At 62.4% G+C, this 20573-nt stretch carries 16 protein-coding genes and 1 pseudogene; 13 read left to right on the forward strand and 4 right to left on the reverse strand.

Annotated features, from left to right (window positions below; all coding sequences use genetic code 11):
• The first annotated feature begins 54 nt into the window (after positions 1–54).
• The 8 genes and pseudogenes from RW095_RS37070 (at position 55) to RW095_RS37105 (ending at position 11321) form a co-directional block, all read left to right on the forward strand.
• Positions 55–1383, forward strand: coding sequence for an MFS transporter (locus tag RW095_RS37070; RefSeq protein ID WP_317020663.1), 1329 nt, complete (start codon positions 55–57; stop codon positions 1381–1383).
• Between the two features lie 344 nt (positions 1384–1727).
• Positions 1728–2399 (forward strand): response regulator transcription factor, encoded by a 672-nt coding sequence (locus RW095_RS37075; RefSeq protein WP_317020664.1) that lies wholly within the window; start codon positions 1728–1730, stop codon positions 2397–2399.
• Positions 2400–2536: 137 nt separating this feature from the next.
• The gene (locus tag RW095_RS37080) at positions 2537–3226 is read left to right on the forward strand and encodes a response regulator transcription factor (protein ID WP_317020665.1); all 690 of its coding nucleotides are present in this window, start codon (positions 2537–2539) and stop codon (positions 3224–3226) included.
• A 110-nt stretch (positions 3227–3336) separates the two neighbouring features.
• Entirely contained in the window at positions 3337–3981 is a 645-nt protein-coding gene (locus tag RW095_RS37085) for a response regulator transcription factor (RefSeq protein WP_317020666.1), read from the forward strand.
• A 238-nt stretch (positions 3982–4219) separates the two neighbouring features.
• Positions 4220–4966 (forward strand): aquaporin Z, encoded by a 747-nt coding sequence (gene aqpZ, locus RW095_RS37090; protein WP_317020667.1) that lies wholly within the window; start codon positions 4220–4222, stop codon positions 4964–4966.
• Between the two features lie 62 nt (positions 4967–5028).
• Positions 5029–9440, forward strand: a pseudogene (locus tag RW095_RS37095) (ATP-binding protein).
• A gap of 352 nt (positions 9441–9792) precedes the next feature.
• Positions 9793–10227 (forward strand): CHRD domain-containing protein, encoded by a 435-nt coding sequence (locus tag RW095_RS37100; protein ID WP_128586079.1) that lies wholly within the window; start codon positions 9793–9795, stop codon positions 10225–10227.
• Between the two features lie 131 nt (positions 10228–10358).
• The gene (locus tag RW095_RS37105; RefSeq protein WP_317020668.1) at positions 10359–11321 is read left to right on the forward strand and encodes an alpha/beta hydrolase; all 963 of its coding nucleotides are present in this window, start codon (positions 10359–10361) and stop codon (positions 11319–11321) included.
• Here RW095_RS37105 and RW095_RS37110 read toward each other — a convergent pair.
• Positions 11291–12133 (reverse strand): EcsC family protein, encoded by an 843-nt coding sequence (locus RW095_RS37110; protein ID WP_317020669.1) that lies wholly within the window; start codon positions 12131–12133, stop codon positions 11291–11293. The genes RW095_RS37105 and RW095_RS37110 overlap by 31 nt on opposite strands.
• A 138-nt stretch (positions 12134–12271) precedes the next feature.
• Between RW095_RS37110 and RW095_RS37115 the strand changes: the two genes are divergently transcribed.
• Together RW095_RS37115 and RW095_RS37120 are read left to right on the forward strand one after the other, a co-directional pair.
• Complete coding sequence (locus RW095_RS37115) at positions 12272–13867, forward strand: MDR family MFS transporter (protein ID WP_317020670.1); 1596 nt, start codon at positions 12272–12274, stop codon at positions 13865–13867.
• Between the two features lie 29 nt (positions 13868–13896).
• Complete coding sequence (locus tag RW095_RS37120; RefSeq protein WP_317020671.1) at positions 13897–14415, forward strand: MarR family winged helix-turn-helix transcriptional regulator; 519 nt, start codon at positions 13897–13899, stop codon at positions 14413–14415.
• 90 nt (positions 14416–14505) lie between these two features.
• On the opposite strand, the gene RW095_RS37125 is transcribed toward RW095_RS37120, so the two are convergent.
• Positions 14506–15783, reverse strand: coding sequence for an amino acid deaminase (locus tag RW095_RS37125; RefSeq protein WP_317020672.1), 1278 nt, complete (start codon positions 15781–15783; stop codon positions 14506–14508).
• 165 nt (positions 15784–15948) lie between these two features.
• Here RW095_RS37125 and RW095_RS37130 point away from each other — a divergent pair, with 165 nt between their 5' ends.
• From RW095_RS37130 to RW095_RS37140, 3 genes are all read left to right on the forward strand, one after another.
• Positions 15949–16839 carry a MurR/RpiR family transcriptional regulator gene (locus RW095_RS37130; protein WP_317020673.1) on the forward strand — a complete coding sequence of 297 codons (891 nt, stop codon included), beginning with the start codon at positions 15949–15951 and terminating at the stop codon, positions 16837–16839.
• Between the two features lie 3 nt (positions 16840–16842).
• Entirely contained in the window at positions 16843–18324 is a 1482-nt protein-coding gene (locus RW095_RS37135) for an N-acyl-D-amino-acid deacylase family protein (RefSeq protein WP_317020674.1), read from the forward strand.
• Between the two features lie 73 nt (positions 18325–18397).
• A complete protein-coding gene (locus RW095_RS37140; protein WP_128586072.1) occupies positions 18398–18784 on the forward strand; it encodes a RidA family protein in 387 nt (128 codons plus the stop codon).
• A gap of 58 nt (positions 18785–18842) precedes the next feature.
• Here the strand turns inward: RW095_RS37140 and queF are convergent, their stop codons facing one another.
• Entirely contained in the window at positions 18843–19667 is an 825-nt protein-coding gene (gene queF / locus RW095_RS37145; protein ID WP_317020675.1) for an NADPH-dependent 7-cyano-7-deazaguanine reductase QueF, read from the reverse strand.
• Positions 19664–20566: a 5'-nucleotidase gene (locus tag RW095_RS37150; RefSeq protein ID WP_317020676.1), complete on the reverse strand. Its 903-nt coding sequence runs from the start codon at positions 20564–20566 to the stop codon at positions 19664–19666. The genes queF and RW095_RS37150 overlap by 4 nt, the downstream gene beginning before the upstream one ends.
• Between the last annotated feature and the right edge of the window lie 7 nt (positions 20567–20573).

Here is a 20573-nt window from a genome sequence, read left to right on the forward strand (position 1 = left end):
TTTCCGATAGAAGACGTCGCCGTAGCATACCTCCGAATTCATTGCGGAGGAAACATGGCAGACGGATTATCGGTAAGCGTCCGGATAGCTGGCGGTCGGGCGGCGAGCCACAGGTGGAAGGTATTGGGTGTGGGCTTTGCAGCCAACGCGAGTTTTTCCGCCGCGTTCTCGGGTATTCCGACGACGGCGGTCTACTTGCGCTCGGGTTATCACCTCGACAACGAGGGGCTCGGGCTCGTGCTGGGCATGCTCGGCTTGGGCATCGCGGTGAGCGAATTGCCATGGGGACTTTTGACGGACCGCTGGGGAGACCGTCGCGTGTTGCTGCTGGGGCTGCTTTCGACAGCCGCGGCGCTGGCAGGCCTGGCGTTATTCGCGGCACCGTCCGGGTCGCATGTGCCTAGCCTGATGACGCTTGCGCTCGGCCTGTTGCTCGTCGGTCTGCTCGGTGGCAGCGTCAACGGTTCGAGCGGTCGCGCGGTAATGGCGTGGTTCCGCGAGGGCGAGCGCGGACTGGCCATGAGCATTCGCCAGACGGCTGTCCCGGCAGGTGGAGGATTCGGCGCGCTGTTGCTGCCGGCGCTCGCAACGAGATTTGGTTTCGTAAGCGTTTATGCAGTGTTGGCGCTGGGTTGCGCGATAACCGCGGGATTCGCATGGCGCGGGCTGCACGAGCCGGCGCATGTTGACAGCGGGGGTGCAAACAGCGCAAACAGCGCAAACGGCATAAGCGGCGCACATGCCAGGAGCCGCTCGCCGCTGCGTGATGTCAGCATCTGGCGCGTAGCTCTCGGTGCAGGCGCGCTCTGCGTGCCGCAACTGGCGGTGATCACCTTCGGAACAGTGTTCCTGCACGACTTCGGGCGCGCCGGCGTGCTGACCATCAGCATCGCCATGGCCGCGGTGCAGGCGGGCGCCGCCATCGCCCGTGTCTGGAGCGGCCGGTGGACGGATCAGCGCGGCAATCGCCGGACATACATGCGCGGCTGCAGTCTGCTGACGGCGGTGATGTTCGCGGCGCTCGCGCTCATGAGCGGCGTGGCGGCCATGCAGCACACTGCAACAACAGTGATGACGACGATTCTCGCGCCGATGATCGTGCTCGGCGGGGTGAGCGCGTCTGCCTGGCACGGCGTCGCCTTCACCGAACTCGCGACGCTCGCGGGCACGAACCGCGCCGGCACTGCGCTGGCGATCGGCAATACCTGCGTTTTCGTCACGCTTTTTCTGACGCCGCTCGTCATTCCGCCGCTGCTATCGCTCGGATCATGGCCGATGGTGTGGGCGGTAGCGAGCTCCTGCGCGTTGATTGCGTTGCCGGTTTTTCCGCGCGCACTGCACGATGACAGCGCGCGCGCGCCGCGCCCCTGCGACGCGGCTTGACGATTTTCCGCGTGCGCGATGCAGTCTTTGCGCGACGTTTATCCGGATGCCGCGCGAGCCACGGTTAATGCGGATGTTATTTTGCAAGCGAATCTGGCCGCGCGGATTTTCTCAAATTATTCATTTTGAGTAATTCGGGCTTTTGTTGTCCGTGCGCCGTGATTGACGGTTGGTTTCAACACTGGATTAGGAACACTCCGATTTTCGTTACGCGCGCCGCGGTGATTTTATGGTCCCGTCGACGCGCTACCGTTGAAAACGATTGCTCGTCGACGCAGGCGTGGAGCGTGTCGATTTGTTCTGCGTATGTGACGACTATTCCTACAACAAACGAGAGCAATCTAGTGAACCTGAACCTCCGAATCATTCTCGCGGATGATCATCCATTCGTTCTGCTCGGCGTTAGAGCTATGCTCGAAACTCGAGCCGGTGTCGCCATCGTCGGCCAGGCCGTCAGCCAGACGTCGTTGATCAAACTGCTGAGGCGCACACCATGTGACGTGCTGGTCACCGACCTGTCGATGCCTGAGCCCGGCGCTGCCGTGGAAGACGAACTCAACCTGATCCGGCAGATCCACGCTGAGTGGCCGCGGCTGCGCATCGTCGTCATGTCGACGACGACCAATTCTGCGTTGCTTCGCGTCCTCGCATCCGACGGTGCCGTAAGCTTGCTCAGCAAAACCGAATCCATGCACGAGTTGTGGCGTGCGATCGACCGGCGTGAAAGCAGCCGGCCATACATTGGCAACTCTATCGCCACACTTCTCGCAACGCCGCGCGAAGCCGGGTGCGAACGGCCGCTTGCGCTCCCTCTGTCGGGAATGCAGAAGACGGTCGTCAGGATGTTCGTCGATGGCCGGTCTATTGCGGAAATTGCCGCCACTCTCGGATGTCATCGCCGCACCGTTACTTGGCAAAAGCGTGAAGCAATGGTAAAACTTTGCGTTACTAATGATCCTAGTTTATTCTCGTGCGTTCGAGCCGGTGAAATTCTTAAATTTGAATCGCATATCTAAGTAATTAATCGACCGCGTTATTGAAGTTGTTTCGGAGCGATCTTATGTTTAACGCCGCCAGAATGTCTGATGATGGGGTAGGGCCGGTTGCGCGGGAGACGGTGACACGGAGTCAGGATATGGAGGAGAGATAGACGATGGGCGACACCGCTGAAATAAGCACGCCGGTCCGGGCGATCATCGCGGACGATCATCCGCTCGTCCTGTTGGCGATCGAGAACTTGATGGGCGGTTACCAGAACATGCAGGTGGTCGGCCGCGCGGCCGATGCGACCGACCTCTTTGCTGAGGTCGACCGTACCGGTTGTGACCTGGTGCTGATGGACCTCTACATGCCAGGCGGCACAGATGGCAGTGGGATTGACGCGGTGCGGCAGTTCAGGCGCCGCTACCCCGACGTGGCCCTCGTCGTGCTCACCATGGAGACCGAGGCAACAGCGCTGCAAAGCGTGATCGCGCTCGGCGTTCACGCGCTTATCAGCAAGCGTGACCGCATCGACCTGATTCATGTGGCGATCATCACGGCGCTCGCGGGCGAATGCTATCTAGGGCCGGCGGTGCGAGCGGTCATTGCGGACGCGACGGCGATGCAACGGCTCGACTTCGTCCGTTCTGTGTTGTCGCGGCGCGAGCTCGAAGTGTTCACCCAGTACGCGTCCGGCTTCGGCGTCACTGAAATCGCTGGGCGGCTGGGGCGCAGCGTGAAGACAATCAGTGCACAGAAGTGCACCGCCATGCGCAAGCTGTCGTTGCACAGCGACGCTGAGCTATTTCGCTTCGCGGTTGAGCACGGCGTGGTATCCGAGGCGCGCGTCGAAGGGCGCTGAAGAACAACCCGAGGTCGCGCCGGGCCGGCGTGACAAACATAAAATGTGTTGGCGTTGTCCGGGGAAGTACGTTTTGTGCTGGGCATGCCAATCGATAAGACAACAAAAATATGACAGACAAGATCCGCGTCATCGTGGCGGACGACCACGACTGCGTTCGCGCCGGCGTGAGGAGGTTGTTGCATGCCACGCCGCATATTGAAATTGCCGGCGAGGCCTGCAACACGCATGACCTTGCCGAACTGCTCGACGTTTGCGAATGCGATATCGTCATCTCCGACATTGGCATGCCAGGGCTGGACGGAGCGAGCAACGCCGTTCCTTTCCTGCGCCGGGTATTGAGAGGGCATGCGCATCCCGCTGTCGTTGTGCTCACCATGATTTGTCATGCGCATATGATGTCGGGCCTGCTGCATCTTGGCGTCAGCGCAATAGTCGATAAGCGCGACACCACGGCCGCATTGATCGACGCAATCCAGGCAGCATTGACAGGAGGCGTCTACCTGTCGGAGCAGGTGCGCGTTGCAATGGAAACGACTGACACTCCGCCGCAGCTGCGTGCCAGCGTTTTGAGTGCGCGCGAATGGGAGATCTTCCAGCTCTATGTGCAAGGTGTAGCAGTACACGAAATCGCGAAACGGTTGCAGCGCAGCGGCAAGACCATTAGCACTCGAAAGCGTACCGCAATGCGCAAGCTAGGTCTCGAAACGGAGTCGGATCTTATCGACTACGCACGGAAGATCGGATTGATCTAGCACGGTCGGCAACGCCGCGCTTATATACCGGCAACTCACGGTCCCGAAATTAGGACTCTTCTGATTGGTCGGGAGACCTTGCCACTCCATAGTTCTGAATTAGCTTCGGCTTTTACTGACGTTGGTCTCATCAAAGCAGTTATTTCTTGAGGCCGCGCCGCTCAAAGCTGGGAAATTCAAGCGGATGTTCGCGGAAATTGCGTGGCGCGTGCGCTTCGCATAGCGACAGGGAGGCGGCATGGCCGTGCTAGGTAAGCGGTTGTTGGTCGAGAGTGTGGGTACGGCATGGCTTGTGTTCATCGGCTGCGGCAGCATCGTATTGAATACCGGCGCCGTTCAGCAGGGCTACGGCGTGCTAGAGGTATCACTCGCGTTCGGTCTCGCGCTCGCCACCGCGAGCTACTGGTTTGGCGAGACGTCGGGCGCCCACTTCAATCCCGCTGTCACGGTAGGTTTCACCGCCGCGCAACGGTTCCCGGTCAAAGACCTGTTGCCCTATATTGCCGCTCAGATTCTTGGCGCGGTCGCTGCCGCAGCGCTTCTTGTTTATGTGGCGAGCGGCCGCCCGGGCTTTGAAATTGGCGCGAGCGAATTCGCGGCCAATGGTTTTGGCGATCATTCCCCCTCCGACTATCAATTGCACTCCGCATTGGCTATTGAGTTCGTGCTGTCGTTTGCATTTGTCATGGCAAGTCTTCTCGTGGCCGCGCGATACAAGACGAAGCCGGGCGGACCGATGGTCGTCGGCGGATGCCTCGCGCTCGTCTACCTCGTGTCGATTCCGGTCACTAACGGCTCGGTCAATCCAGCGCGCTCCACCGCGCAAGCGCTTTTCGTGGGCGACTGGGCGCTAGACCAACTGTGGCTCTTCTGGGCGGCGCCAATGTCTGGCGGCGTCGTCGCCGGCTTCGTGTTCTCGTTGCTCGGTGGAAGGTCCGACCAGTCCGCCGCCGCGCTTGCGGAAGGCCACAGCGAAGCCGCGTGAGTTGTGCCGTGCCGCTCTTCTCTTTCTTTGCCACATCGTTCCAACGCGCTGCCTTAGCGCGCATGCTGCGGCGCGTGTCGATATGGGTGCTTGCGGGGTTATCCCTCTTTGTCGCGACTCAAGTGGTGGCTGTCGGGCAGCCGTTCGTGGAATCCGGCTCCGGTCGGGTCGTTGGTGCCTTTCCGCAGAAGCTGACCGTCGGCGTACTCGCGGATAGCTGGTTGCCGTTCGACGCGCTTCAAAACGGGCAACTCACAGGCTTGAGCGTCGACTATCTGCGCGCACTGGTCGGGCCGCGTGTTGTGATCGAGGCGAAGGCATATCCCGACATGCCGCAGCTACTCGCCGCCGCATGCGCGGGCAACGTCGATTTGTTGATGAGTCTCGCACGCACGCCGGAGCGCGAACGTTGTGTCAGTTTCACCGCGCCGTATTTTCGAGCGTCCACCTCAACGGCCGTTCGCAGGGACGGCGACATGTACGAGGGACCTGCGCGCCTTGCGGGGGCGTCCATTGCCATAGAGAAAGGCTTTGCGCTCGAGCGCTCGTTGCGCGAGCGCTTCCCGCGCGCCCGGATCAGCGCATTCACATCGACGCACGCGGCGCTCGCTGCCGTCGCCCACGGCGACGCGGACGCTTATATGGGTTTCACTCCGGTCGTCGACTATGCGCTCGCAACGGAAGAGTTCCGCAACCTGCGCGTCGCATTTAAGGAAAGCACTCGCTCCGCTGAACTGCGCTTTGGCGTGCCGCGTGGTCAGGTCGCCTTGCGCGACCGGCTGGATCGCGCGTTAGCCTCGATCAACCAGGCCGACGACACGGCGATTCGGGTTCGCTGGCTCTCCGGCAATTTCGGCGCAAAGCCGGAGCCCACCACATACCGTCTCGAACTGACGCAGCAGGAACAAGCCTGGCTACGTTCGCTACCGCCGTTGCAGGTGGGCTTCGACAGCAACTGGCCGCCCTTCAGCTATGTCGACCCTTCCGGGCGTCCTGCCGGCGTGACCGCCGACTATCTTGCCTACCTGAGTCGCACGCTTGGCCTCGTGTTCAACCGCGCGCGGCAGCCCGACTGGCCGTCCGCGATCGACGCGTTCCAGCGCGGTGAACTCGCGATTCTCACCACGGGCTCGAGTAACGACCCGCGCCTCCTGAAGGCACGCCATACACGTGCGTACGAGAGCTATCCGTTGGTAATGGTGGGTCGCGACGAAGAGCCGGCCGCCCGTTCACTCAACGATTTCGCCGCGCGGCGCATCGTGGTGTCCTCGCACGTTGCCGGGGTCGACCCGCTCACATTCGATCGTATTCCGAAAGATCATCTGGCCATTGCGTCACGCCTTGACGAGGCGCTGCGCATGGTTGCTTCCGGCGAAGCAGATGTCGTTGTGGAAAACGTGGCCGCCGTCGACATCGTGCTCAAGCGGCAATACGCCGGCGTGCTGAAGGTAGTCGGCACCGTGGGCAAATCCGACGCCCTCGATTTCGCCGTACGTCCGGATCTGAGTCCGCTCGCCGACCTGATCGACCGCGCGTTGCTAGCAATGCCGCCAGCGGAAAAGCAGCGCATCCGGCAAAAATGGGTGACCGGCGACACGCCGGCAAGCGGTGCGTGGAGCGTTTCCGCAGTGCGCCTGTTACCTGTGCTGATCGGCATCGCCGTCGTGCTGCTCGTTACCCTGCGCGCCTATGTCCTTTTGCAACGCGAAGTCAGGCGCCGCAAGGAGACCGAGCGCGAGCTGGCGCTGCAGTTGAATTTCCAGGAAACCATGATGAAGATGGTTCCGTATCCGCTCGTTGCCCAGGATCTGCAGGGTCGCTACATCGCAGTCAACGGCGCGTACGAGCGAGCGTGCGGGCTAAGCCGCGAGGCGGTTATCGGACGCAGCACGATGGAGGTCCAGACATGGGGCGAGGCCAACAGCCGGGTGCTCGCCGATATGACCCGCGACCTGCTGCAAGGCGGGGACATGGCCCAGGTCGAGCTGCAGTTCGAGTCCAGCGCCGGAGATCTGCGGCACGGTCTCTTCTGGACGAGCATCTGCCGCGGCAACGACGGTGAGCCGGTCTGCGTACTCGGCACCATGGTCGATATCACCAACATACGGCGCGCGGAAATGCGCGCGCGCGACACCGAGCGGCGGCTCTTCGACGTCACACGTTCCTTGCCGGCAGTCGTGTTCCAGCTGCGCCGCACGGCAGGCGGTGCTTATTCGTTCCCTTACATCGGTGGGGACCCAAAACTTCTGCTCGGACAGGGCAACGGGGTGGCGGGCAGCCGCGATCATGTGGACTTCGACCGTATCCACGAGCAAGACCGTTCGTTCGTGATTGCCGAGCTCGAGCGCTCGGCTCGTCTTGAAACGCCGGTGCTGATCGAATTCCGCATGCGCTGCGATGCGGAGGTCAAGTGGGCGCGAGCGGAACTGGTGCCGCGTCGCGAGGCTGACGAAAGCGTCGTTTGGAGCGGCTACTGGGTCGACGCGAGTATCGAACACGCGCGCGCCGAGGAACTGGCCGGCGCGCGCGATGCGGCTGAAGCAGCGTCGCGTGCGAAAGACGACTTTTTCGCAATGATGAGCCACGAAATCCGCACGCCTATGAACGGTGTACTCGGGCTGGTCGAAGTGCTCGAGCGCACGCCGCTCAAGGCGGACCAGGGCGAAATGCTCGGCATGATCCACGAATCAGCGGGCGCGCTGCTGCAGATTCTCGACGACTTGCTCGATCACTCGAAAATCGACGCGGGACGGTTGACCATCGAAGCAGAGCCCATCGACCTGCGCGAACTGGTCGACAACGCCGTGGGCTTGCTCGCGGGCCGAGCGCACGAGAAGGGCCTGAAAGTGAGGGTGAATATTGCGTCGGACATAGCGGCCACGCTACGAGGCGACAGCGTGAGATTGCGCCAGGTCCTGTTCAATCTGCTCGGCAACGCGATCAAGTTCACTCCCGAAGGTCAGGTGGACGTGAGCGTGGCGGTGCTCGCGCAAACGGGCGACCTTCAGACAATCGAGATGGCCGTCGAGGACACCGGTATCGGCATAGCGGCGGACGTGCAGGCAAAACTGTTCGAGCCGTTCGTGCAGGCGGAGTCGTCCACCACGCGCCGCTTCGGCGGCACGGGCCTTGGCCTGACCATCTGCCGCAAGCTGATCGAACTGATGAACGGTTCGCTCACGCTAGACAGCGAACTCAACCGCGGCACGCGCATGACGGTGCGGCTCAGCATGCCCGTCGAGATGCAGCGTTACTCGGTGAGCGGCTTGCGCGGCAAGCGCTGTCTCGTGGCGACCAACGACGCGCAAGTCGGTCAGGCTCTCGTCGACTTCGGGAAAGCGTTGGGACTGGAGCTGCGCCGGGTTCCGGCCGACTTTGCGCAGTTGCGTTGCCGCGTCGCGGGGATCTGCTGTTCGTGAGCGAGGACGTGGTGCTGCCTGCCAACGTCAGATGCAAACTGCGCGTGATATCCCTCACGGAAAAGCCAAAGCCCACGGGCTACCGCATTCTTGATGACAACGTTCGCCTGAGCATCAACCCGATATCGTGGCGCGGGCTCGGTGCGGCGTGCGCTGCCGCCATGACGGGCCTTCAGTCGGTGCCGGCGCCGCCGGTTGGTGTGCCGCGCACGCAAGAAGGCATCACAGCGCCGCCTGACCGCGAGCGGGCGATCGCGAGCGGACGCCTGATTCTCGTCGCCGAAGATCATCCGGTGAATCAGGAACTCATTCGCCATCAACTGGCGCTGCTCGGTTTCGCGTGCGACGTCGCGAACGACGGTGCCGAAGCGCTCGCCGCGCTCGAACATACCAGTTACGGATGTCTGATTACGGACTGTCATATGCCCAACGTATCGGGCTATGAACTGACGCGGCGCATTCGGGAGCGTGAGCGCGAGCAGGGTGGCTCGCACCGTCTGCCGATTCTGGGCATCACCGCAAACACGGCGCCCGAAGACCTGAGCCTCTGCCGCGAGGCGGGCATGGACGACAATCTCGTCAAGCCGACGCGCCTCGCTACGTTGCGTGAATATCTGAGCCGCTGGTTCGGCACTGACAGTGCCTGGCAGGCGGCACCCGCCGATAACGCTGATATCGAGGAGGCGACAGACTTGTCGGCAGCGGGCGGCTCGGCCTTCGTTCCGGTCGACCTCAATCAAATGACGCAATTGTGGGGCAGCGAATCGACGGTCAAGGCGTTGCTCGATTCGTTTGTTTCTTCCGTGCGCGAAGACATTCAGTCACTGTCGTCGTTGCTGGAGGACGCGGACACCGTGCGCGTGCGCGAGTGGCTTCACCGGGTCGCGGGCGCGGCGAGCGTGCTGCAATACCCGCCTCTAATCAGCGCGCTCGACGAATATCGCCGCGATATCTCGAGCGCACCTGAGCGCGTGCGCCATGACGGACTCGCGCTGATTGACAACTGCAATGCCATGCTTGACGGCATCGAGCACCAGGCGGCATTGCTGGCCTGAGCGCGCCGCCATTCGGGGGACCCACCGGCAAGACGGTATTGCCGGCAACCACACTGCAATCGACGGGCGAAAAAAAACGCGGCCGAAGCCGCGTTAAAGATTTGGAGACATCCCTCGATGAAGGAGTCACTTCTCGCGAGGCCAAAGCATACCCGGGATAACGCGGATGATTCAGTGCAGAATCTGCAAATAATTGTTCGGAAAATCGTTACAAGCGAATCAACGGCGCCGTTTAGACCGCAGACCGACGCGTCCTTCGCTACAGGTGTCCTTCGAAGATTTGCACTAGTATGTGATGGCTTCGCGCGTGGCCGAGATGTCGGCGCGGCGGCGCATCTAGTCGGAGAAGACCATGATTACGCTAAAAAAACTCAACCTGATTGTGGCGTTGTGGGCCGTAACGGCGGGTGTCGCGTTCGCGGACACCGTCGCGTTGAAAGCGGCTTTGGAGCCTTCCAGCGAAGTGCCGCCTCGTGTAAGTCACGGGCATGGCACGCTGAACGCAACGTTTGACACGTCGACGAAATCCCTGCAATGGACCGTGAGCTACGAGGGCCTCAGCGGCCCCGTGACTGCCGCGCATTTTCACGGGCCGGCGCCGGTCGGACAAAATGCCAAGGTACAGGTGCCGATCGACAAAAGCGCGCTCGCAAGTCCAATGAAGGGGTCTGCTGCTCTCACCGAACAGCAGGTAACCGATCTGATGGCGGGCCAGTGGTACTTCAACATTCACACCGCGCAAAACCCGACGGGTGAGATTCGTGGGCAAGTCATGCCCGCGAACTAGGCAGAAAGATCCCTTAAGCGGCGCCTCGCCACGCGTCGCCGCGCTCTTTAGCAAGATTAGAAGCCGCCGTCCACCGGCATGGCGGCCAACGCACGTACCATGATGGGACATTTTCCAAGGAGGATGTCCCAATGAGTTGGCAAAGCGCACTCGCGTGCTGGTTTTTGCGCAGGCAGTTTCGCCCTCAAACCCTGAAGCCGCATATCGATGTCGAGAAAGCGCGCGCATTGACGGCGAAGCGAGCCTGGTCGCCCGATGTGCCGCGTGGCTGGCGTCTGCGAGAACTGGACGGCGCGGACGGCAAACCGCTGCGCGGCGAATGGATCGAGCGCTCGGGTGAACCGGCAACCGGCGCACGGCCCACGGTGCTGTATTGCCACGGCGGCGGCTATTACTTCTGCTCGCCGCGCACCCATCGCTCGATTGTCTTCGGCCTCGCAACGCGCGCGAACGCGCCGGTCTTTTCGCTCGACTACCGCCTCGCGCCTGAACATCGTTTTCCGGCCGCACTCGACGATGCAACTGCTGCCTATCGTCACTTGATCGCTGAAGGCACGAGGCCCGAATCGATCGTGATCGCCGGCGATTCAGCAGGCGGCGGTCTTGCCCTCGCTACTTTGGTCGCGCTGCGCGACGCGGGCGATCCGCTGCCCGCAGGCGCCGTGCTGTTCTCGCCGTGGACCGACCTGGCGGCAACGGGCGCGAGCGTTGTCGACAACGACGGCGCCGATCCAATGTTCAGCGGCCCGGCAATCGCCAAAGCAGCGAAAGTCTATCTGGGCGATATGCCTGCCACGCATCCGTATGCGTCGCCGTTTTATGCGGACCTGCGCGGCTTGCCGCCGCTTTTCATGATGGCGGGCAGCACCGAGGTTCTGCTCGACGATTCGCGGCGCGTGGCCGCTAACGCGCGTGCGGCAGGCGTCGATTGTGAACTGGAGGTGTGGGAGAAGATGCCGCATGTGTGGCCGATCTTCGCGCCGTTCATCCCCGAGGCGAACCGTGCGCTCGATCGCGCCGCCGCCTTCGTTGGACGCGCGACGAGCAGCGCGGCCAATGCCGCTCAGGTATCCAAGGCGACGTCGATAGTCTGATAGGCGGCCTTTACCGTCTGCTCGCCGTACTGCCGCTCGAGCCGCCGCACGGTGAAATGACCGTGCGCGACCTGCTGGAAATGGTCGATAAACACGGTGTTGACCATCGCGCCGAGCACGGCGCCGATCGCCGGAATGGACTTCGCGGCGATCTGTTCGCTCACCTGCACCGAGAAGCGCGCGGCGATCGAATGCAGCAAGCGCAACAAAGCAGCCGAGCCGTGTGCTGTGAATCCCTTCGTCGCCATTTCCGACGACGCTTTCGACACCGCCTGCGCCAGCGCGCCGCGCATGATGAAGTAGCCGAAGTCGGCGTCGTCGTCTGCGGCCGATGTGCCGCCCATGCCCAACACTGTCAGACACTGGAGTTGGGTGTCGACCGCCGTCAGATCCTCGCCCTCGCTGCGCGCAATATCGCAGATTGAGCGGAACATGAGCGTGGTGGTCACGGGCAACTCGACGGGCAGCGCAAAGAGGCCGAATGCGCCGCCGGCTGCGCCGGTCGTGGCCACCGCGAACTTGTGCAGCAGGTTGCTCGGCTTCTCCGGCGCAAGCAAGGGCGAACCGCTGTCGCGCCGGCCGAGCGTGCGCAGCGCAATGGACAGACATTTGCGCAACGCCAGTTCGGTCGCGTCCGTGACCTTTTCGTTTGCGAACGCCGGCATGCGCGAAATCAGTTTCTCCAGCGGCGCGCCGACGATGCTCGCCAGTTTCATTGCCAGCGCGGGACTTTCCAATTCGTGTTTCGCGCGCCGCAGCGCGCTGAGGTCCTCTTCGGACAGCGATTGTGTTGCGAGCGAACTCGGCTCCATGTGCCTCCCTGGCGTCGTTTCATGTGCGTTTTCAGCTGATTCCGCGCGCCGTCTGGCGCGCCCGAACGTCCTGCTTAGAGCGCGAACGCATGGTATGATTCCCAATCGTTTGACGAGTCAACTGTTGCTCCATCAAAAATGGCCGTTCACACCGCAGCCCACCATTCGAGTGGGCAAGTCTTACCTTTCCGGGAATCGCTTCTCGCGATGCTCGGCATCTCCTTCGTCACCATGCTGGTCGCGCTCGACCAAACGGTGGTCGGCACCGCGCTGCCTACTATCGTCGCCGAACTCAAGGGTTTCGAGCTTTACGCGTGGGTGGCGACGTCGTATCTGCTCACTTCGGTGATCACCGTGCCGGTTTTCGGGCGCCTCGGCGACTACTACGGACGAAAACCGTTCGTGATCGCGTCGATTGTCGTGTTCACCGGCGCGTCCGTGTTGTGCGGCGTCGCCAACAACATGCTGTTTCTCGTGCTCGCGCGCGGCTTGCAGGGCATCGGCGGCGGCATGCTGGTCGGCACCGCGTTTGCCTGTATTGCCGATCTTTTTCCGGACTCCGTCGTGCGTCTGCGCTGGCAGGTGTTGATGAGTTCTGCATTCGGCATCGCCAATGCTGTTGGCCCATCGCTCGGTGGCTTTCTGACGCAGTACTACGGCTGGCGTTCGGTCTTTTACGTGAATCTGCCGGTCGGCCTGCTGTCGCTGTTCTTCGTCTGGCGCTTTCTGCCGCATCTGCGACATGTGGAGCATGAAGGCAAGATGCGGCTAGACTGGCCCGGCGCCGCGCTGATCGCGGTTGCGCTCGGCTCGCTGCAACTGTTCGTCGAATTGCTGCCGAAGCATGGGCTCACATTGAGCGCGTGCGCGTTGCTCGTGCTGAGCGTCGCCTCGGCGTATGCGCTGTGGCAATGGGAGAAACGCTGCCCAACGGCAATCCTTCCCGTCGACATGTTCCGCAATCCGAGTCTCGCAGCGCTTTTTACACTGGCGGTGCTCGGCGGCTTCACGATGTTCTCGCTGCTCTTTTACGCGCCGCTGCTGTTCCAGGGCGGCTTTGGCATGTCGCCGAAGGAAGCGGGCCTCGTCATCACGCCACTCGTCGTTTTCATCACGATCGGCAGTATTGCCAACGGACGCGTCATTTCGCGCGTGCGCAATCCGAACCTGATGCTATACGTCGGCTTCGCGCTGCTCGCGCTCGCGTGTCTGGGCGTGGTCGTCGCAACGCGCTCCATGCCGCAGTGGCTACTCATGTCGTTCATGGTGCTGGGTGGACTCGGCCTCGGTTTCGTCATGCCGAACCTGACGATCTTCGCGCAGCAGACGGCCGGTCGCGAGCATCTTGGCATCGCAACGGCGCTGCTGCAATCGCTGCGGATGATCGGCGGCATGATCGGCACGGCGCTCACCGGAACGCTGGTCAGCCATATGTACGCGAGCGGCGTGCGCAGCGCGCTTGACAATGAGCGCGCATCGCAATGGTTCACGGACCTGGGCGATCCGCAGATTCTGATCAACCACGAAGCACAAGCACGCGTGCTCAGCGAGCTCGCACAAGCTGGACATAACGGCGCCATGCTCCTGGAAAGCGCGCGCGAAACGCTCGTGGCCGCGATTCATTTAGGTCTGGCAATGGCGGCAATCATCGCCGTGGTGTCGGTATGGCAAAGCCGCCGTGTTCCGCCGATCAAGCTTCAGCGTAAGCTCGAGCCGGTGATTCACGCCGACTGATTTTAGATTTTGAGTTTTACTGAACCATCATGGAAGAACAGGACCGCATAGCCGTCATGCAGCAATTCGGCCGCACTTACCGTGCGTTCATGTCGGCGTTCGAGGCACAAGTCGGCCACCCGCTGCCGCGCTGGCGCATCATGCTCGCGCTGCATGAGCAGGCGGGCGAATCGTCGCAGAAGCGGCTTGTCGAACGCTTGCGTGTGGATCCCGGCGCATTGACCCGCCAGTTGAAAGCGCTCGAAGGATTGGGCTGGATCGCGCGCAGCATGGACTCTCGCGATAACCGCGTGACCAATGTACGCCTGACCGAAGCGGGCTTGTCCGCAACCGAAGCGAGCCTGCCGCGCCGCAACGCATTTCTGCACGACACAATGGCCGCGCTGCCGGACGACGCTATGAGCGCGCTGTCCGGCGCGCTGAAAATGCTGGAGGCGAGGATTGGCGAAGTGGTGTCCGCGGCGAACGGCGCGGAAACAACCGGCGATGTCACCGCTGACGACGGGCAGCCGCCTGTTGGTCGCCTGGCCGTGAAGCAACGCGCTTGACGACGGTTTGCGCGGCGAGCAGAGCGTTAAGAGCGCGAGCGGCGCGTCCCGCCGCAACGCCGCTCGCCGTCCGTAGAAACACGAGAACAATTAGAAGAACGTTTCGATCACCTCAGTAACGCGATAAGCAGGGTCGAGCACCAGCACCTGACGCCACTTATCGAACGTCAGGCACGGATGCGAGATGTCGAACGCAATCATGTCGCCGACTTTCAGATCGGCGCCCGCGGGAATCCGCAAGTACGCGTGCTGATCCATCAAGCCGAAAATCTCCCAGCCTTCGCTTACCGCTATGTCACGCGGCGCCTGATTGCCCGGCCGATAATGGCGCGCCGGTTCGGGCAGGCCCGCGTCGAATGCGGAGTCGCGCTTGCCCAGACCGATGATCGCGCGATCCGGCTCGGGAATCGATTGCACGTAGGCCCACAATTGCAAGGCGGGCAGCAAGCCTTCGCCCATCTTCTTCGCGACCGGATTCCGCGCCAGGATATCCGTCTGCGCCTTGCGATAAATGCCGACGTCATGCGTCAGATAGCAGCCCGGACGCAGCACGACCTCGACCTTGCCGGTCTCCGACGCCTTTACGAATTCCTCGGCGACCACGTCGTACCATGCGGAACCCGCGCCCGACAGGATAGCCGGCGTGCGATCGAAACGTCCTTCGTCGAGGAGCGCGCGTGTGACCGCGACCGCGCTTTGCAGGAACTCGCGCACTTCGTGTTCTTCCTTCAGCACGCCCTCGTACAACTCGACGCCGGCGAGCCTGAGCACGTCGGGATAACGTGCGATTGCTTCCAGCACCGCGTTGCGCTGCGCTTCATCGCGCACGCCTGTGCGGCCGCCCGGCACGCCAAGCTCGAGCAGCACTTGCAATGGCTTCTTCACCGATGTGAAGAACTGTCCCAACTGCTCGACGCCATCAACTGAATCGACGAGGCAAAAGAACTCGAAGTCCGGATCGCTGAGCAGTTCTGCGACCATCATCATGTTGCGGCGGCCAACCAGCTGATTCGCCATCAACACGCGCGAGACGCCGCCGTGATAAGCCGCGCGAACCTGATGCGCGGTGGCGAGCGTGATGCCCCACGCGCCGGTTTCCAACTGACGGCGGAACAGTTGCGGCGCCATTGTCGTCTTGCCGTGTGGTGCGAGCTTGACACCGTATTCGGCAACGAACGCCTGCATCCATTTCAGGTTGTGCTCGACGCGGTCCGCGTAAAGCACTGCGGCGGGCAGGCTCACGTCTTCGTTCAGCAGATTCCACTCAAGACGCGCGGCGTCCGTGAGCTGGATGCTGGCGCCCGGAACCATGCCCAAGCCCTTGCTATAAGGATCAATCGTAGCGCCCTGATAGTTTGTAACTTTCATGTCTCCTGCTCCATCGTTCGGTTAGATTGCATCGAAGTTGACTTTACCATCTTACCGAAAGTACGATGATGGAAGAAATGTTATTTAGTACCAAGCTGGGCCAACGCCGCGCTGTCAATCGCTGTCAGCCGTCGCAAACCTCCGCGCGGTATCCCACGAGCTTTAATGAACTCAACCGCCGAACCGCTGGCATTCGACATCGTCGCGCGCATCGCCGAATGTGCGCCCGGGTTGCGCTCAGCTGAACGCAAGGTCGCCGCGCTGATCCTGGACGATCTGACGGGCGCATCGCGCGCCAGCATCGGCGCGCTCGCGCAGCAGGCGCAGGTGAGCGTCGCGACCGTCACGCGGTTTGCCAAGGCGGTGGGCTGCCGCGACGTCCGCGAGCTGAAGCTGCGGCTCGCACAGGCGGCCGCGGTCGGTCAGCGCTTTTTGCAGCCGGGCACCGCGAACGACGCGCCCGAGCACATCGCGACCCGCGTGTTCGACGAACTGCAGACGGCGCTCGCGCATAATCATCAACTGCTGCGCCAGGCTCCGCTTGGGCCTGCCGCAGCTGCGCTGCGGGCCGCGCGCATGATCTATGTGTTCGGCATGGGCGGCGGCTCGACCGCGCTCGCCGACGAAATGCGTTTTAGACTGGTGCGGCTGGGCCGGCCCGTAGCGACTTATCAGGACGGCTTGTTGCAGCGCATGGTCGCGAGCACTGTATCGCGTGAAAGCGTCGTGATCGCGTTGTCCACAACGGGCCGCGTGCCGGAGATGGTGGAGAACTGCAAGATCGCGCGCAGCTACGGCGCAACGGTGATCGCACTGACCGCTCCGGCGTCGCCGTTGGCGAAGCTGGCCGACTGGGTCATCCCGATCGTCGCGTTTGAGACAGACTTCATTTACAAGCCGTCGTCGTCGCGCTACGCAATGATGATGGCGCTCGATGTGCTCGTCACCGAACTTGCCGTCAGTCAAGGTGACGAGAGCCGCGAGTTGCTGCGCCGCATGAAGCACGCGCTTGACATGCACCGCGGCGGCGGCGATCGACAACCGTTAGGAGACTGATTCATGCACTCGCATCCCGAAGCCGCCGATACGCTGATAGTCGGCGCGCAACTGTATGACGGCACGGGCGCGCCGCCTGCCGAGCGCGACGTCGCGGTCCGCGACGGGCGCATCGTCGCGATCGGCAATCTGTCGAACTGGCTCGCCGAAGAAGTGATCGAAGCCGAAGGCCGGGCGCTGGCGCCCGGTTTCATCGACGTTCACACGCACGACGACACGCACGTGATCCGCTCGCCGCAAATGCTGCCGAAGATCACACAAGGCGTGACGACGGTGATCGTCGGCAACTGCGGCATTAGCGCGTCGCCGGTTGCACTGAAGGGCGAGCCGCCCGATCCGATGAATCTGCTCGGCGAGCGCGACGCGTTCCAGTATCCGACCTTCGCGGACTACGTGAAGGCGGTGAACGCTGCGCGTCCGGCGGTGAATGTCGGCGCGCTGATCGGACACACCGCGTTGCGCAACAACCAGATGGACCGGCTCGACCGCGCGGCCACGCCGCAGGAAATCGACGGCATGCGCGCGCAACTCGAAGAAGCGCTGGCCAACGGCGCGCTCGGGTTGAGTTCGGGGCTCGCCTACGGCTCCGCGTTCGCCGCGCCCACCGAAGAAGTCATGGCGCTTGCCGAACCGCTCGCCGCCGCCGGCGCGCTGTACACCACGCATATGCGCACGGAGTTCGACGCGATTCTCGACGCAATGGACGAAGCGTATCGCGTGGGCCGTCACGCGCACGTGCCGGTGATTATCTCGCATCTGAAATGCGCGGGCCCGTCGAACTGGGGGCGCAGCGTCGAAGTGCTGAGTTCGCTGGAAGGCGCGCGGCGCATGCAGCCTATCGGTTGCGATTGCTATCCGTACAACCGCAGTTCGTCGACGCTCGACCTGAAGCAGGTCACCGGCGACATCGACATCACGATTACGTGGTCGGAACCGCATCCGGAAATGGCTGGCAAGCTCGTCAAGGAAATTGCCGCCGAGTGGGGCGTCACGCAGCAGGAAGCGGGCAAGCGCCTGCAGCCCGCGGGCGCGGTCTATCACAACATGTCCGAGGAAGACGTGCGGCGCATCCTGTCGCACCCCGCGACAATGGTCGGCTCCGACGGCTTGCCGAACGATCCGCTGCCGCATCCGCGGTTGTGGGGCGCGTTTCCGCGCGTGCTCGGCCATTACGCGCGCGACGCCGGTTTGCTGCCGCTCGAAGAAGCGGTGCGCAAGATGACGAGTCTGTCGGCGCGGCGCTTCGGCCTTGCGCAACGCGGCGAGGTGCATATCGGCTATCACGCCGACCTGGTGCTGTTCGACCCGGCCAGGGTGCGTGACGCGGCGACATTCGAAAAGCCGCAACAGGCGGCCGACGGCATCGACGCAGTGTGGGTGAACGGCGTGCTGTCTTACCGCAACGGCGAGGTAACGGGCGAGCGCGCCGGGCACTTCGTCGCGCGCGGCGCGGCGTCGAAAGGCGATGCGCAGGGCGCATTCTGATTACCTGATCGAACGATCTACCATGGCGCGCGCCGCAACGAGCACGCGCGCCCGACCTCTAAGGAGCATGACGATGAAGCGATATGGCGTTGAAGGCGGGAAGGGAACGGGCGGTCAACATATGCCGTTTGCGCGTGCAGTCGAAGCGGACGGCTGGCTGTTCGTTTCCGGGCAAACGCCGATGGAAAACGGCGAAGTGATCAACGGCGGAATCGTCGAGCAATCGCACAAGGCGATCCAGAACGTGTTCGCGATTCTGAAGGAAGCAGGCTACGGCGCGGAGCATGTGGTCCGCTGCGGCGTGTGGCTCGACGATCCGCGCGACTTCGCTTCGTTCAACAAGGTGTTTCGCGAATACTTCGGTGACAATCCGCCGGCGCGCGCGTGTGTCGTTTCGTCGATGGTGATCGACTGCAGGGTCGAAGTGGACTGCGTCGCTTATAAGAAGCCGACGGCTTGAAGCATCTGGTTCGCCGCGGGCGCGTGACTGCGAGAACCCGCGGCGATACCTCGTTTGCTTACTGACGCGCGAGCCGCATGTTGTCCGGCATGGGCAGGTTGTAGTTGGTGCGGAACGGGTTGATATCGAGCCCGCCGCGCCGCGTATAGCGAGCATAGACCGCGAGCTTGACTGGCTTGCACGCCTTCAGCACATCGATAAAAATTTTCTCGACGCATTGCTCGTGAAAACCCGTGTGATTACGGTACGAGATGATGTAGCGCAGCAAGCCCGCCTGATCGATCTGCGGGCCGACGTAGTGAATCTGCACGCTGCCCCAATCGGGTTGCCCGGTCACCGGACAATTCGACTTCAACAAGTTCGAAAACAGCGTCTCTTCGACAGGCGCTTCGTCTAGTGCTGCTTTCAGCAGCGAGGCGTCGGGCTGGTAGATATCCGTGTCCAGATCCAGCCGGTCGAGCGACATGCCCTCGAATTCTTCCATGTGCAATTTGGCGAAATCGTGCGGGGCAGTCAGATGAACGGAGACGGTCGCGCCGCAAGATGCGGACACGTCGCGCTTGATCGTGTCGCGCACCGCGTCGATCGACTCAAACGCGGTCTGCGCGAACGAGCCGAGATAAAGCTTGAACGACTTCGACTCGACGATATTCGGCGACTCGGCGGGCACGAAGAAGGTTGCCACCGCAATCTGCGGTTTGCCGCGCTGATTCAGCCACGACAATTCGTACGCGTTCCAGATGTCCGTGCCGAAGAACGGCAATTGCGCGCCAATGCCGATCGCGTCGCGCGCGTTGCTGCGCGCGATCGGAAAGAGCAGCGAGGCGTCGTACTGTTCGGTGTAAGTGGAAGCCTTACCCAGCGGTGATTGTTCGGGTGTCATGATGCATTCACGATGCCACTCAGCACGTGCCCGGTCGCCGTCACGACGCGGGCCGATTCGCAATGGCCAATTTGGTCGTCGAAGAAAAAGTCCGGCTCGAACTCGCGCAAAAATGCGCTCTTGTCGAGGCCGCCGAGAAACATCGCTTCGTCGATTTCGATGTTCCAGGCCATCAGCGTTCGGATCGCGCGCTCGTGCGCGGGCGCCGAACGCGCCGTCACCAATGCCGTACGAATATGCATGGGCGCGGCTTGATCCGCGAGTTTTTGCAGCCGGTGAAGCGCTTCGAGCAAGGGCTTGAGCGGCCCGTCCGCGAGCGGCAGATCCTTGTTGTGCGTCTCATGGCCGACGAAGGCCCGCAGGCCGTCCTTCTGAAACACGCGCTCGGCTTCGTCGGAAAAGAGAACCGCGTCGCCGTCGAAAGCAATGCGGATTTCGTCCGGATACTTACTCGCCATTTTCGCCGATTCCGGCAGCACGCGTGCAGCCGGAAACCCGGCGGCAAGCGCGTCGCGCACGTCGTCCTGGTTAGCCGAGAGAAACAGCGACGCGTTCAACGGCTTCAGATATCCGAACGGCGCACGGCCGCGCGTGAACACTCCGCGCTCGATGGCGAGCCCGTGTTCGCGGCACGAATGAAACGCGCGCAGTCCGCTGATCGGATCGCTGCGCGACAGGATCACCACTTCCACGCGATGACCGCCTGCGTTCAACGCGAGCAGCTTGCGGATCAGAGGGAACGCGACGCCAGGTTTCGCGGGCACGTTCAGCCGGTCGCGCTGCAGCGCTTCATACGTCTGAAGGTCGCCTTCTTCGTACACGCGGTTCTCTTCCTCGAAATCGAAGAGCGCGCGCGAGGATATCGCCACCACCAGTTTGTCGACAAGCGAGAGAGCCATCTGCGCA

This window comes from Paraburkholderia kirstenboschensis, from assembly GCF_032806925.1.
Classification (GTDB): Bacteria; Pseudomonadota; Gammaproteobacteria; order Burkholderiales; family Burkholderiaceae; genus Paraburkholderia; species Paraburkholderia kirstenboschensis.